This window comes from Parvimonas parva, from assembly GCF_016552165.1.
GTDB classification, from domain to species: Bacteria; Bacillota; Clostridia; order Tissierellales; family Peptoniphilaceae; genus Parvimonas; species Parvimonas parva.
In genome coordinates this window covers 21269-36984 of the sequence record NZ_JACVDA010000008.1, presented here as the reverse complement: position 1 = coordinate 36984, position 15716 = coordinate 21269, and the positions used below count along the sequence as shown (strand labels likewise).

The window sequence follows — 15716 nt, the reverse complement described above, 5'->3', positions numbered from 1 at the left end:
TTTTTAATTTGCATTTTTAATCAAATAGTGTATAATAATTATATTAGTACATATAAGGAGAGAGTTATGGATTTTAAAGAAAAATTACAAAAGTATTCAAAAACTGTTATTAAAGTTGGTGCTAATGTTCAAGAAGGACAATTAGTAGTTATAAGAGCAAATATAGATGCAAAGGATTTAGTTCGTAATTTAACTGAAGAGGCATATAAGGCCGGTGCCGGTGATGTTAATGTTGTTTGGAGAGATGATATTATAACAAGACATAAGTTAAAATATGCAAGTGTTGAAACTTTATCTGAAGTGAAACAATGGACTATTGACCAATATACTGATTATATTGACAGTGATGCTGTTTTTATTTCCGTTGTAGGAAATGATCCAAATAATTTAGAAGGATTAGATATTGAAAAAATTAAAGCAAGTAGTGTTGCAAATTCAAAAGCGATGAAATATTTTTCTACTTCTCTTATGTCAGATAGAAATTCTTGGTGTGTTATTGGTGCATCAACTCCTGCATGGGCAAAAGTTGTATTTCCTGAGCTTGATGAAGAAGATGCTGTTAATAAACTTTGGGAATTGATTTTCTATACTTCAAGAATAGGAGAAGGAGATTCTATTCAAGGTTGGGAAGAACATATTGATGAATTAAGTAGAAGGGCTAAGTATTTGAATGAAAAGCAATTCAAATATTTAAAATATTCAAGTAAAAAAGGTACTGATTTAACTATTGAATTACCAAAGAACCATGTTTGGAATGCAGCCGGTAGTGGATTTAATGCTAAAGGAATAAGTTTTACTGCAAATATGCCAACGGAAGAAGTTTTTACACTTCCACATAAAGATGGAATAAATGGTGTTGTTTATAGTACAAAGGCTTTAAATTATAATGGAAATATAATAGATGAATTTAAGTTAGAATTTGAAAATGGAAAAGTTGTTAATTATGAAGCTAAAAAAGGTTATGAAGTTTTAAAATCTTTATTAGAAACTGATGAAGGGGCTTTATCTTTAGGAGAAGTTGCTTTAGTACCTTTTGATTCTCCAATTTCAAATACAAATACAATGTTTTTTGAAACTCTTTATGATGAAAATGCGTCATGTCATTTAGCTTTAGGTAGAGCATATCCAACTTGTTTAAAGGATGGAGAAAAGATGACTGATGAAGAACTTAAAGAAAAAGGAGCTAACGACAGTTTAGTTCATGTTGACTTTATGGTTGGAGATGAAACATTAAACATAGTTGGAATAACTAAAGACGGAGAAGAAATTCCTGTATTTACTAACGGAAATTGGTCAAATTAGAAATTAATTGCAGGGATTTTCTCTGCAATTTTTTTATACATATTTATTTTATTTAGGAGAATTTGAAATGAAAAACTTTAAGAAAAAAGCATTTACACTTATTGAACTTTTAGTTGTTATAGCTATACTTGCTATTTTAATTTTAATTGCAGTTCCTAGATACAACAATTCAAGAGTTAAGGCTGATAAAACAGCACATTCTGCAAATGTTAGAGTATTAGAGGTAGCAGGGCTTAGATATTTAACTGAAGAAAAAGTTGAAGGAGATGTTGATATAACTGAAGATTTGGTAACTAAAAAATATATAAAAGAAATTCCTAAGTTACCTAAATCTATTAAAGGAACAGCTTATAGCGTTCAAGTTAAAAATGGTGATATAGTAGTAACGCCAACAGTTGAACAAGATGATTAAGAAAAAAGCGTTTACTCTTATAGAATTAATAGTATGTTTGGCTATTATATCAGTTATGGTTTTGGTTATTAAGGTTAATTTTGTTAATAATAAAAAAACAATAGCTATTGAGGAGTTGAATTTAATAGCAGAAAGTATTGAAAATGCAAAAGTCTTTTCTATAGAAACAGGCAAAGTTGTTACTTTAAAGTCTGATGCTAAAAATGAAGTTTTTAATATTTATTCAAAAGATTATGTTTTTAAAGAAATACATTGTAAAAATTTAAATATATTAAATAGTGTTGAATTAAATTTTAATATAAACGGAGTTCCTAGTGAGGGAAAGACTTTTAAATTTTCTTATGAAAAAGAAAATTATGAAATAAGGATAAGGCCTGCAACAGGTTTTGTAAATATAGTTAAAGATGAAAATTAAATTTTTTAAAAATAGAGCTTTTACTTTAATTGAATGCGTTTTTTCAATTTTAATTTTAGCTATAATTAGCGTGTATATAATCGCCGGAATTAATAATTTTTTAAATATTCAAAATAAAAATAATAAAGATTTTTTACAATTAACAGATGTTGAAAATACAGTAATACAATTAAAAAGTAATATTAGTGGAAATAAAGATATTTTAACTAACATAGATATAAAAAAGTATGATATTAAAGTTTCAGATTTAGGAGAGTTGTATCATATAAAAATTGTTTTAAAGGATAATATGGAGAAATTTTATGAATTTTATATATCTAAAAAAAGTTAAATCTTTCACTTTGCTAGAACTTTTAATAACTATTGTAATTTCTAGTATAATTATAGTTTGTTGTATGCAAATTTTTTTCGGAACTTATTTTATAAATTTGAATCAAAGAAAAAATTATTCGAAATTAGAACAAATAAATTATGCTATGAGTTATATGGAAAATGAAATTTCTAATTCTATTGATGTTAAGGTTAGCTCTGATGAAATAAAGATAAAAAAATATAGTTATAATTCTTTTTTAAGTGAAAATCCTAATCATAGTATCTCAAAAGTAAATGAGATAACATATAAAAAGAAAAAATATAAAGATAAATATTCAATAGATAGAATATCTAAAGACATTTTAAATTCAATTCATTCTGGTAGTAATAAATTGATTGATGATTTAGATTTTTTTGACGTTGATTTTTTTAATGATTATTTAATTTTAAAAATGTCTTTTAAGAAAAAAGAGTATGTTAAATATATATTTTTGAAAAATTTAGATAAATTTGATTATTTGAGTGAGGAAAATTGATATGAAAAGAAAGTCTTATGTTATGCCAATTGTTTTGTTGATATTTGCTTTGCTAATAATTGCATTTTTTTCTATTTATCATAGAACTATTTTTACTCATAATCATAAAAATTCAAAAGAATTGGAATTTTCTAAAAAAATCGAAAAAATAAATTTTGATGAAATTTTAAGTACAAAAGCTACTATTAATTTTATTAATAGTAAATTGATTAAGAGAGAAAATTTTAGTTTAAATATAGATATTTATGAGCTGTTAAAATTAAATAATATAACTGATTTTTCTAAAAATTTTGATAAATATAAATTGACTTTGAATAGTCAAAAATCAAAACGAGAAATAAATTTTTTTACTAAAAAAAGTAAAAAGCCTAAATTTGTTCGTAAATATGAAATTTTTTTAAAATTAAGTAAAAATGGAGAAACTTTAGAATATAGAATCGTAGATAAAAAAAGAATTGAAAATTATTTACTTGACTTACAACTTAAAACTTTCATTGATAGAAAAGCTAAATTTTTTGGAGATGATTTCTATTTTAGTTTGGATAAAGATTTTTCAAAATTATATGATAGAATTTTTAGTGATGAGATACAAGATACTTACTCAGGTGATTTTAGAATTTATGACTTTAAAGGAAATATTTATTTTATAGATAATTCTCAATATTTAAAATTACAAAAATTTTATTTTTCTAATAAAAAAATAGAGCTTGAAGATTTTAATTTAGATTTATGTGATATTGATGGATTTGTTAAAGAAAATGATTTAAAAGATTTGTCAAGAGATGATTTTATAGAAAAATTATTGTTACAAAGTTCAAAATGTATAAGAGATTATAAAAATTATCTTGTAAATATTGAAGTTAAAGATAAATTGTATTTTGATTTAACTATTTATACAGAAATTTATACAAATTTAAAAATTGGTGGAGATTTAGTTGAAATTATTACTACAAATAAGGTTCCAAAACTTCAAGGGGTATTTGTAAATAATTCTTTAAAAGATAATTTCGATTTTGTTTTTGAAGGTGTTTTATTTTCTAAAAACAAATTAAAAAGTAAATATAAATTTTTACCTGATGTTCTTGATATAACTTCACGTTTTATTAAAATTAGTGATGATTTTTACTTGGAAAAGATTGAAAAAGGAGATATTAAATAATTTTATTCATTTTTAAAGATTGCTTAAATTATACAAATTTGATATACTATAACTATTGAAATTATTATATCGGAGGATATTATGGATATTAAAATTATAAATAAAAGTAAGAATGAAAATCCTAGTTATGCAACAAAAGGAGCTTCTGGATTTGATTTAAGAGCTAATTTAGATGAAGATTTAATTATTAAACCATTTGAAAGAATAGCTGTTCCAACCGGTCTATTTATTGAAATTCCTATGGGGTATGAAGGACAAATTAGAGCTAGAAGTGGAATGAGTTTAAAACATGGAATCACTATGGCAAACGGTGTTGGAACAATAGATAGTGATTATAGAGGAGAAATAAAGGTTTTAATTGTAAATATTTCTGATAAAGAATATGTTATAAAAAATAATGATAGAATTGCTCAGATGATAATTGCAAAATATGAAAAAGTTGATTTTAAACTTGTAGAAGAACTTTCTGATACCGACAGAGATGAAGGTGGATTTGGACATACAGGTTATTAAATTTAGGGGAAAATATGGAGAAAAAGAGAAAAACTAGAACAGGAACTAATAAGAGAAAGCAGGTTAAAGAAGATAAATTTTTAAAGAATACTATTTTAGGATTGTTTTTTTTGAATTCTTTTTTTATTGTATTTTCTTTTTTTGGTAATACAGGTTTTTTAGGAAATTTTATTAAAAATACTTTTCAAAGATTTTTTGGAAATACATATTTTTTATTTTTACTTATAATGGAAATAATTTATGTAGTTGTATTGTTTAATAAAATGAATAAAAAAAATAAAAATCGCTGTATTATGTCTTTGCTATTATTTTTTAATTATATGGCGATAGTAGATTTATCAAACAATTCTTCCAATAATTTATCAATAAAATTGGCAATATCAAAAACATTGTCAGCTGAAGGAAGTGGAAGTGGATATATAGGAGCTATTTTAGGATATTTTTATAATATTATGATTGGAACTATAGGTCTTTATATTTTTACTTTTATGATTGGTCTATTTTTAATTTTATCTTTTTTAGATGTTACATTTATGGACTTTTTAAAAATTATAAAAAATTATATATTAAAACTTTTTGTTATTATTAATGAAAAATATTCAAAATATAAGGAAGAAAAGGCATTAAAAAAAGAACAAAAGAACGATGAAGAAGTTAAAGTTTTAAATCTTGTTGAAAATGAGGAATTTGTTGAAAAAGTTGATGATTTTGAAGAAAGAGAGATAATTGTTTCAAATCATAATGACAATTTTATAGAAGAAAAGGAAATTGAAAATGAAAAATTAGAAAAAGAAGAACTTTTAGATAGCTTTAACTTATTTCCTGATGATGATATTAAAGAAAATACTAAATTGTCTAACAAAGTTTCTAATGAAAAAGAAGAAATTCTGGATATAAAGACAACTACCGAAAAAAAGAAGATAGAATATAAGATTCCATCTTTAAATTTACTTAAAGGTAGTGAAACAAAAGAAACTGAATCAGAATTAACTTTAAAACAAAGAGCAAAAAAAATAGAAACTACTTTAAAAAGTTTTGGAGTAGGAGCTAAGGTTGTTAGGATAAATAAAGGTCCAACAGTTACTTGCTTTGAATTGCAACCGGATATGGGCGTTAAGGTAAATAAAATTGTAAATCTTACAGATGATTTATCTCTTGCTTTAGCCTCACCGGATATAAGAATTGAAGCACCGATTCCCGGAAAATCTGTAATAGGAATTGAAGTTGCTAATACATTAAAAGAAAATGTATCATTAAAAGAAATATTGTCTTCAAAAGAATATCAAAATTCTGAATCTAAAATGCCAATGGCTTTAGGAAAGACAATTTCAGGAGAAATAATTGTTTCTTCAATAGATAAAATGCCACATATATTAATTGCAGGAGCAACGGGCTCTGGAAAATCTGTATGTATTAACACGCTTATAATGAGTATTTTATATAAATCTTCTCCTGAAGATGTAAAAATGATTTTAATCGACCCAAAAGTTGTAGAGTTGAAGATATATAATAAAATTCCTCATCTTGCAATACCTGTTGTTACAGATTCTAAAAAGGCAAGTGCTGCTTTAAATTGGGCAGTTAGGGAAATGGAAAGACGTTATACTTTATTCTCCGACAATCAAGTTAGAGATATTAAAGGATATAATGAAAAGCAAAAAACAAATGAATTGGAAAAATTACCATACCTAGTTATAATAATAGACGAGTTATCAGACTTAATGATGGTAAGTGCAAATGAAGTTGAATCATATATTTGCAGACTTGCACAAATGGCAAGAGCTTGTGGTATTCATCTTGTAGTTGCAACACAAAGACCTTCTGTTGATGTTATTACAGGAACTATAAAGGCAAATATTCCGTCAAGAATATCTTTCCAAGTTTCTTCACAAATCGACTCAAGGACTATTTTAGATGCATCAGGTGCAGAAACATTACTTGGAAAAGGCGATATGTTATTTAATCCTTCCGGAGTTTCTAAACCTATTAGAATACAAGGTTGCTTTGTTTCTGATAGTGAAGTTGAAGATGTTGTTGACAGCATTAAAGAGCAAATGCAAGAAGTATTTTATGATGAAGAAATCATAAAAAATATTGAGTCAGAAGTGGCAAATACTGTCGATGAAGAAGACGATGTTGATGATTTATTTTACGATGCAGTTAGAATTGTTTTAGAAGAAAATTCAGCATCAATTTCATTATTGCAACGTAAAATGAAAATTGGCTATGCTAGAGCAGGTAGAATAATCGATGAAATGGAAAGCAGAATGATTGTTGGAAAACAAGAGGGAAGTAAACCTAGAAAGATTTTAATAGGTTTTGATTATTTTGACAAGCTGAAAGGAGATAATAATGAACATAGCGAATAAATTAACTTTATTTAGAATATTTTTAGTACCAATTTTTATTGCTAGTTTATTAATTTTAGGAATAAATAATATTTTAGGATTTTTAATTTTTGTAGTTGCATCTTTAACGGATATGTTAGATGGACATTTAGCTAGAAGTAGAAATTTAGTTACCACTTTTGGTAAATTTATGGATCCACTTGCCGATAAAATTTTGGCTTGTTCTGCACTTGTTATGTTAGTTCAATTTGGAAAAGTTGAGGCGTGGATGGTTTGCATTGTTTTAGCAAGAGAGTTTATAATTTCCGGATTTAGGTTAGTTGCTGCATCAAATGGAATAGTTATATCAGCAAGTATTTATGGAAAAGTTAAAACTATAACTCAACTTTTTGCTATAAGTTTTATACTTTTAAATTCAACACAAATAATTAAAATTCCGTTTAATATTGATATGATTTTGTGGTATATATCTGTTGTGTTTACAATTATTTCAGCAGTAGATTATATTTGGAAAAATATAAAAGTTTTAGATTTAAAAAATATTTAATTAAAGGAGGAATTTATGGCTACTAAAAAAACTGAAAAGTTTGAAAGAATAGAAGATAAGGACGAAAGAAAAAAAGCATTATCCGTTGCCCTTGAAAAAATTGAAAAAGATTTTGGAAAAGGAATCATAATGAGAATGGGTGATGCCCCAAAAATAAATATAGAATCAATAAGCACTGGTGCTATGAACTTAGACATTGCATTAGGAATTGGTGGGATACCTAAAGGAAGAATTGTAGAAATTTATGGACCTGAATCTTCCGGTAAAACTACTTTGACTTTACACATAATAGCAGAGGCACAAAAAACTGGTGGAGTTGCTGCATTCATCGATGCAGAACATGCATTAGACCCTGAATATGCAAGAAAATTAGGAGTAGATGTAGATAATTTACTTATATCACAACCTGATACAGGAGAGCAAGCTCTTGCTATTGTTGAGGCATTGGTTAGAAGTTCAGGAATTGATTTAGTTATAGTTGACTCTGTCGCCGCTCTTGTTCCAAGAGCAGAAATTGAAGGAAATATGGGAGATTCTCATATGGGTTTACATGCAAGACTTATGAGTCAAGCATTAAGAAAATTAGCTGGTATAATTTCAAAATCAAATACAACAGTAGTTTTCATCAACCAATTAAGGTCAAATATTTCAACTAATCCTTATGCAGGTGGTGGTCCGGCTGAAACTACAACTGGTGGTAGAGCTTTAAAATTCTATGCAAGTGTTAGAATTGATATAAGACGTGCTGAACAATTAAAACAAGGAGATAATGAACCTTATGGAGCAAAGACAAAGGTAAAAGTTGTTAAAAATAAAATGGCTCCTCCATTTAAAACTTGTGAATTTGATATAATATTTGGCGAAGGAATATCAAAACTTGGAATAATAGTTGATATGGCAGCAGATAAAAATATAATCAAAAAATCAGGTGCTTGGTACAGCTGTGGAGATATAAAACTTGGACAAGGAAAAGAAAAAGCTAAAGTTTATTTAGAAGAACACCCTGCATTTTTAGAAGAAGTAAAAGAAAATATTTATGCATCTTATGGAATTGATTACGAAAAGAAAGATGTTCCAAAAGAAGTTGAAACAGAAACTTTAGAAGATGAAGAAATAGAAGATGCTGAAGAATTATTATTAGATGATTTAATAATCGAATAATATTTTGAAAAGATGAGATTTTATTCTCATCTTTTTTAGTTTAAATATGTTTGTTGAATGCTATATTATGTGATGTAAATTAAAGGAGAAAATTAGTATGAAATAATTAAAATAATTGTATTTTTTTCTTTTAATATTATTAATTTTAACATTATCTGTTGGATATTTTCTTGCATCTTCTATTGCTAATCCAAAGATATTATCTTTTGATGAAGAAATCAAATGGGAAAAAGAGCATAATATATGAGGAAATTTTGAATCATATGAATTAAACGATTATACGATAAAGGGTAAAGATAATTATATTTTTCATTGTGATTTAATTAAGGCAAAAAAGCCAAATAATAAATAATATATAACAAAAGGATAGCAATTAGTAGCTATCCTTTTTGTATATTATTCTATTCCTAATTTTTCTATTGTTTGAACTAATATGTTACAGTCAACATATCTGAAATCTCTTAATACTCTATCGATCCATAGTGGAGTTTTCATATTGTTTTGGAATTTTTTGTATGTTTCTATCGCCTCGTCAATTATTATAATTCCATTAACGTCTAATTCTTTTGTTTTTGTTATTAATATTGACCTATAAGGTGTTTCATTAGGTTTTATACTTCCACAAAGTGGGTGAGTAGAAAGTTCATATCCGTCTTGTAATTTCTTTTTAACTATGTCTAAAATATCTCCGTATGTATATTTTTCGTCAAATATTATGTCTAAATCATTTTTGTGTTTTACTTTTTCATACAAGTCAATGTTGTTAGTTATTAATGTAAATCTCATATCATTTCTCCCTTCGTACTATAAGATTGTAACATAAAAACATAAAAATATAAAGTGCTTAGATAAATATATTTAAAAAATATTGAAAATATGGTAAAATCTTAGTAGAGGTGATGATTTTGGCTAATGATTTTGTACATTTGAATGTTCATACGGAATATAGTTTGTTAAATAATTATAATCCAATGGAAAAGTTAATAGATAAGGCTAAAAAATTAAATTTTAAAGCTATGGCTATTACTGATTACAATAATATGTATGGTGTTATAGATTTTTATATGAGATGTAAAAAAAATTCTATAAAGCCCATTATTGGTTGTGAGATTACTTTGTCATATCCAAATAATGAATTTTATAATGTGATTTTATTGGCTAAAAATAATCAAGGATATAAGAATTTATGTAAATTAGTTTCTAATTTATATATTGTTGAAAATAGAAATCGGGAATTTATAACTTTTGATGAGTTAGAAAAATTTTCAAAAAATTTAATTTTAATTGTTGGTTCAAAGAGAAGTTTCATTCGTAAATGTTTATACTCCGGAGATATGTTGAGTGCTAAAAATGAAATGTTAAATTTCAAGAGTATGTTTAACAAAGAAGATTTATTTTTGGAGCTTAATTTTCATTTCGAGGAAAATGATGAATTAATGATTAATAAATATTTAGAATTTGCAAATGAAATTGATGTTAATACCGTTGTAACAAATGATGTTCATTACTTGGAAAATACGGATTTTAATTTGTTTAAAATCGCAAGATGTATTTCTAAGGGTATTTTGTTATCCGAATTGAAAGAAGATGTTTTTGTAGGCGCTGAATATTATTTAAAGAGTGAGGAAGAGATGTTAAAAATATTTTCTTCTTTACAAGATTCAATTTACAATACAAAGATGATTGCTGAGAGATGTAATGTTGAATTTGATTTTTCAACATATCATTTGCCTGAATATAAAATTCCTGATGGATTTAGTACAAAGGAAGATTATTTGTATAGTATAATCATCGAGGGAATGAAAAAAAGATATGAAAATATAACTGATGAGATAAAAAAAAGAGTCGATTATGAATTTTCGGTTATAAATAAAATGGGTTTTACTGATTATTTTCTTATAGTTTGGGACTTTGTAAACTTTGCTAAGAAAAATAAAATTCCGGTAGGTCCAGGAAGAGGTTCGGGTGCCAACTCTATTATCGCATATTGCTTAGAGATTACGGATATTGACCCTATTGAATATGAATTAATTTTTGAAAGATTTTTAAATCCCGAAAGAATTTCTATGCCTGACTTTGATATAGACTTTTGTAATGAAAGACGTGAAGAGGTTATAGATTATGTAATTCAAAAGTATGGTAAAAATCATGTTTCACAAATCGTAACTTTTGGTACAATGAAACCAAGGGCAGGTGTTAGAGATATTGGTAGAGTTTTAGGTTATAAGTTATCACTTGTAGATAAGGTTGCAAAACTTATTCCGAATAATTTAGACGTTACTTTTGAATCTGCGTTAAGAGATAGTGTTGAATTAAAGAGATTGTATGATGAAGATGTCGATATAAAGAAATTGATAAATACTTCTGAAAAATTTGAAAAATTTCATAGACATATTTCAATTCATGCAGCCGGAATTGTAATTACAAAAGAAGAATTAACTGAGTATATTCCACTTTCTAAAAGTGGAGAAAATATTGTAACACAATTTAATATGACAGAACTTGAAAAGTTAGGCCTTTTAAAAATGGATTTTTTAGGTCTTAGAACTCTTACTGTAATTGATGATACTATAAAACTGGTTAAAAAAAATTATAATGTAGATATTGATATTGAAAAAATAAGTTTAAAAGATAAAAATGTTTTAAATTTATTTAGAACGGCTGATACTATTGGTGTGTTCCAGTTTGAAAGTGTTGGAATGAGGCTGTTTTTAAAGGATTTAAAAGCTGATAATTTTGATGAATTAGTTGCTGCTAACTCTCTTTTTAGACCGGGTCCTATGAATCAGATACCGAATTATATAAAAAATAAGAAAAATCCTAGAGAAATTAGATATTTAGATAGACGTTTAGAAAAATATTTAAAATCTACTTATGGAATTATTGTTTATCAAGAACAAGTTATGCAAATTGCAAGAGAGCTTGCTGGTTATACTTGGGGGCAAGCCGACAATTTAAGAAAAGCAATCGGGAAAAAACATATGGATATTATGGAGCATAATCGTCAAACATTTATTTATGGTATGGATAATTTAGACGGAAGTGTAAAAATCAAAGGATGTATTAGAAATGGTGTTGATGAAAAACTTGCAAAAAATATTTTTGATTTGATTGTTGAGTTTGGAAATTATGCTTTTAATAAATCACATAGTGCTTGCTATTCTTTAAATGCGTATAGAACTGCCTATTTAAAATATTATTATCCACTTGAGTATATGATTTGCCTACTTAATTCTGTTATAAATTATGAAAAACAATTTTTTACTTATTTTCAAGAAGTAAAACGAATGGGAATAAAAATTTTACTCCCAAGTGTTAATTCAAGTTTTTATAAGATTAGTACGGAAAAAAAATGTATGCTAATAGGCTTTTCACAAATAAAAGGTTTCAATAGACTTTTAGCAAAAGATATTATAGAAGAAAGAAAAAATGGTGCTTTTAAAAGTTTTAAAGAATTTTTAGAAAGATTAAAAGAATCAAAAAATATGAATTTAATGTCTGTTGAGAATTTAATAAAAGCTGGTGGTTTTGATGAAATTGAAAAGGATAGAATTGAAATTTTAAATTCTTGCGAAACTTTGTTTACACAAATAGTTTCAAAAAGTAAAAATGAATTGTCGGGTCAGCTTTCGCTAATAGGTTCAGATTTTATGCAAGAAAAATTTGTTAAGTCTGAAAAATTTTTAAAAGATGATATTTTAGAATTTGAAAAAGAAATTTTAGGTTTTTATATTTCTTCACATCCATTAGATGACTATAAAGAATATATAAAGTCTAAAAATTATATGAAGTTAGATGATTTAAAGGTTTTAGATAAAGGTATTTATAAGATAATAACTTATGTAAATTCTGTAAAGACAAGAAGAAATAAGAAAAATAAGATGTTAAAAACTGTAAATGTAGAAGACTTTTCAAGTAGCATCGAGCTTTTAGATGTAAAAGATTTAAATATTTATAAAGGAAATATTTATGAAATATCGGTTAAAGTTAGTGTAAATTCATTCGGTAATACTAATTTTACGATAATCGATGCGAATGAAATTGATGAAATTTATAGTAAAAAGTTGTATATAAAATTGGATAGTTTAGATGATGAATCAAAAAGAAAACTTGGAGAATTTTCTTTAAAATACAAAGGAATAAATCCTGTTATTATATATATTTCATCTACTAATAAAACTTTAAAATTAGAAAATAGATTTAATTTAAAAAATGAAAGATTAATTGTTGATTTGGAAAATAATTTTGGAAAAGATTGTTTTCGAATTAATTAGGAGGTATATTTTGAAAAAAATTGCTATTCTTACAAGTGGAGGAGATTCTCCGGGAATGAATCCTGTAATAAGAGCTGTCGTAAGAACTTGCATATATCATAAGATTAGAATTTATGGTGTAAAGTTTGGTTATGATGGACTTATAAAAGGGGATATTTTTGAAATGAATGTCTCTAGTGTTGCCGATATTATTCAAAAGGGTGGAACAATGTTAGGTAGTGCTAGAAGTAAAGAATTTATGACTGAAGAAGGTCAAGAAAAGGCTATTAAAAATCTACGTGATAATGGAATAGAAGGACTTGTTGTACTTGGTGGAGACGGTACTTTTAGAGGGGCTAATGTTTTAAGTAAAAGAGGAATAAAGACAATTGCAATACCTTGTACGATTGACAATGATATGGGATATACAGATTATACAGTAGGATTTTTTACTTCTGTAAATACTGTTATAGATGCTATTTCAAAACTTCGTGATACTTCTTCTTCTCATGGTAGGGCAAATATTTTGGAAGTTATGGGAAGAAAATGTGGAGATATTGCTTTATATTCAGGACTTGCAGGTGGAGCTGAAAGTATAATTGTTCCTGAAGTTGATTTTGATTTGGATAAAGTTTGTAATAAAATAATTTGTGGTAGAAAAAGAGGAAAACTGCATCATATAATTGTTTTAACTGAAGGAATTTTAAGTCCTTATGAGCTTAAAAGACAAATTCAAGAAAAGACAAATATAGATACAAGAGTAACTGTTCTAGGACATATCCAAAGGGGTGGAACACCGAGTTCGTTTGATAGAATTATTGCAAGTCAAATGGGAAGTGTTGCTGTTAAATTATTGTTAGAAGATAAAACAAATTTAGCATTGGCAGTTAAAAATAATAAGATAGAATATGTTTCTATTGAAGAGGCAGTTGAAAATAAAAAGACATTTAATAAAGATTTATATGATATAGTTGATGAATTATCTATTTAGGAGAAGAGAGATTATGAAAAAGACAAAAATAATATGTACAATTGGACCTGCATCAGATTCAGTTGAAAGTTTAAAAGAATTAATGCTTAATGGAATGAATGTTTGTAGATTAAACTTTTCACATGGAAGTCATGAAGAACATCAAATTAGAATTAATAATATTAAAGAGGCTAGAACACAATTAGATTTACCTATCGCTATAATGCTTGATACTAAAGGTCCTGAGATAAGACTTGGAAAATTTAGTGTTGATGAAGTTAATTTAAAAGCAGGGGATACTTATACTTTTACAACAGAAGAAGTTTTAGGTAATCAAGAAATTTGTTCAGTTTCATATAAACTATTACCTGACGATGTTAAAGTTGGAGGAACAATTTTAGTTGATGACGGTTTAGTTGAAATGGAAGTTATCTCTAAAACAGATAAAGAAATAAAATGTTTAGTAAAAAATAATGGTGTAATTAAAAGCAATAAGGGTGTAAATGTTCCTAATGAAGTAATAAATTTACCATCAATTACAGAAAAAGATAAATCAGATATTTTATTTGCGATACAAAATGATTTAGACTTTATCGCAGCATCTTTTGTTAGAAAACCGGAAGATGTATATGAAATTAGAAAAATTTTAGATGAAAATAATTCTGAAATAAAAATTATTTCAAAAATAGAAAATCAAGAGGGTGTAGAAAATATTGATAAAATTATTGATGCATCTGATGGAATAATGGTAGCAAGAGGAGATTTAGGAGTTGAAATTAAAACAGAATTTATCCCTAAAATTCAAAAAGAAATAATTAGAAAATGTAATTTAATTGGAAAGCCTGTAATAACAGCCACTCAAATGTTAGATTCTATGATTAGAAATCCTAGACCAACTAGAGCAGAAGTTACTGATGTTGCTAATGCAATTATTGACGGAAGTGATTGCGTAATGCTTTCAGGAGAAACTGCCGCGGGTAAATATCCAAAAGATGCAGTTAAAGTTATGAATAGTATAGCTATAACAACAGAAAACTCTTTCGATTTTCAAAATAGTATAAAAAATAAAGACAGAGATGATTTATTAAATACAATGAATTCTATTAGTTTATCTACAAAAGAAATTGCTGAAAATTTGAAAGCAAAAGCAATTATATGTGCTACTGCATCAGGAATTACACCAATTTCAATTTCAAAATTTAGACCATTTGTAGATATTATTGCTGTTACTTATTCTGAAAAAGTTAGAAGAAAATTACAGATTTTCTGGGGAGTTTCTACACTTCTTTCTGAAAAATCTGAACATACAGATGAAGTTATTGAACGTTCTATTTCTGCTACATTAAAAGCAAATTATATTAGCGATGGAGATACTGTTGTATTAACAGCTGGAATACCTGTTGGTGTTGCTGGAACAACTAATTTAATTAAGGTTCATACAGTTGGAAAAGTTTTAATAAAAGGATTTGGAATTGGAAAAGAATCTATAACTGCAAAAACTTGTGTAATAAAAACAGAAGAAGATTTAAAAAATAAGTTTAAAGATGGAGATATAATTGTTGCTAAATTTACTGATAGAGAATTTGTTGAATATTTAGATAGAGCATCAGGTATTATAGTTGAAACAGGAGGCCTTACTTCTCATGCTGCTATAATTGCATTACATTTTAATATTCCAACAATTATTGGAGCTGAAAATGCAACAAATATAATAAAAGACGAACAACTCGTAACAATAGATACAGTTGGTGGATTAGTATATGATGGAGATGTTAAAGTTCTTTAATT

Annotated in this window: 14 protein-coding genes; 13 read left to right on the top strand and 1 reads right to left on the bottom strand. The window is 26.3% G+C overall.

Going from position 1 to position 15716, the window contains the following annotated elements:
- The first annotated feature begins 66 nt into the window (after nt 1-66).
- From IBJ83_RS03690 to recA, 10 genes are all read left to right on the top strand, one after another.
- Entirely contained in the window at nt 67-1302 is a 1236-nt protein-coding gene (locus IBJ83_RS03690; protein WP_201275353.1) for an aminopeptidase, read from the top strand.
- A 67-nt stretch (nt 1303-1369) separates the two neighbouring features.
- Nucleotides 1370-1714: a prepilin-type N-terminal cleavage/methylation domain-containing protein gene (locus IBJ83_RS03685; RefSeq protein ID WP_201275352.1), complete on the top strand. Its 345-nt coding sequence runs from the start codon at nt 1370-1372 to the stop codon at nt 1712-1714.
- Nucleotides 1707-2129 carry a type II secretion system protein gene (locus IBJ83_RS03680; protein WP_201275351.1) on the top strand — a complete coding sequence of 141 codons (423 nt, stop codon included), beginning with the start codon at nt 1707-1709 and terminating at the stop codon, nt 2127-2129. The genes IBJ83_RS03685 and IBJ83_RS03680 overlap by 8 nt, the downstream gene beginning before the upstream one ends.
- The gene (locus IBJ83_RS03675; RefSeq protein ID WP_201275350.1) at nt 2119-2460 is read left to right on the top strand and encodes a type II secretion system protein; all 342 of its coding nucleotides are present in this window, start codon (nt 2119-2121) and stop codon (nt 2458-2460) included. The genes IBJ83_RS03680 and IBJ83_RS03675 overlap by 11 nt, the downstream gene beginning before the upstream one ends.
- A complete protein-coding gene (locus IBJ83_RS03670; RefSeq protein ID WP_201275349.1) occupies nt 2432-2977 on the top strand; it encodes a prepilin-type N-terminal cleavage/methylation domain-containing protein in 546 nt (181 codons plus the stop codon). Before IBJ83_RS03675 ends, IBJ83_RS03670 begins: the two co-directional genes overlap by 29 nt.
- Nucleotide 2978: 1 nt before the next feature.
- Entirely contained in the window at nt 2979-4136 is a 1158-nt protein-coding gene (locus IBJ83_RS03665) for a hypothetical protein (protein WP_201275348.1), read from the top strand.
- Nucleotides 4137-4217: 81 nt separating this feature from the next.
- Entirely contained in the window at nt 4218-4649 is a 432-nt protein-coding gene (dut, locus tag IBJ83_RS03660; RefSeq protein WP_068472256.1) for a dUTP diphosphatase, read from the top strand.
- Nucleotides 4650-4663: 14 nt separating this feature from the next.
- The gene (locus IBJ83_RS03655) at nt 4664-7018 is read left to right on the top strand and encodes a DNA translocase FtsK (protein WP_201275347.1); all 2355 of its coding nucleotides are present in this window, start codon (nt 4664-4666) and stop codon (nt 7016-7018) included.
- On the top strand, nt 7002-7544 hold the full coding sequence (pgsA, locus tag IBJ83_RS03650) for a CDP-diacylglycerol--glycerol-3-phosphate 3-phosphatidyltransferase (protein WP_068472260.1): 543 nt from the start codon (nt 7002-7004) through the stop codon (nt 7542-7544). Before IBJ83_RS03655 ends, pgsA begins: the two co-directional genes overlap by 17 nt.
- Nucleotides 7545-7559: 15 nt before the next feature.
- Nucleotides 7560-8705, top strand: a complete 1146-nt coding sequence (gene recA, locus IBJ83_RS03645; protein WP_201275346.1) for a recombinase RecA — start codon at nt 7560-7562, stop codon at nt 8703-8705.
- Between the two features lie 396 nt (nt 8706-9101).
- Here recA and IBJ83_RS03640 read toward each other — a convergent pair whose 3' ends face one another.
- Complete coding sequence (locus IBJ83_RS03640; protein WP_068472264.1) at nt 9102-9491, bottom strand: GrdX family protein; 390 nt, start codon at nt 9489-9491, stop codon at nt 9102-9104.
- A gap of 119 nt (nt 9492-9610) precedes the next feature.
- On the opposite strand from IBJ83_RS03640, the gene dnaE reads away from it, so the two are divergent.
- From dnaE to pyk, 3 genes are read left to right on the top strand one after another with little or no spacing between them, the layout of a single operon-like run.
- A complete protein-coding gene (gene dnaE / locus IBJ83_RS03635; RefSeq protein ID WP_201275345.1) occupies nt 9611-12979 on the top strand; it encodes a DNA polymerase III subunit alpha in 3369 nt (1122 codons plus the stop codon).
- Nucleotides 12980-12989: 10 nt separating this feature from the next.
- Nucleotides 12990-13949: a 6-phosphofructokinase gene (gene pfkA, locus IBJ83_RS03630; protein ID WP_201275344.1), complete on the top strand. Its 960-nt coding sequence runs from the start codon at nt 12990-12992 to the stop codon at nt 13947-13949.
- Nucleotides 13950-13962: 13 nt separating this feature from the next.
- The gene (gene pyk / locus IBJ83_RS03625) at nt 13963-15714 is read left to right on the top strand and encodes a pyruvate kinase (protein WP_201275343.1); all 1752 of its coding nucleotides are present in this window, start codon (nt 13963-13965) and stop codon (nt 15712-15714) included.
- The last annotated feature ends 2 nt before the right edge of the window (nt 15715-15716 follow it).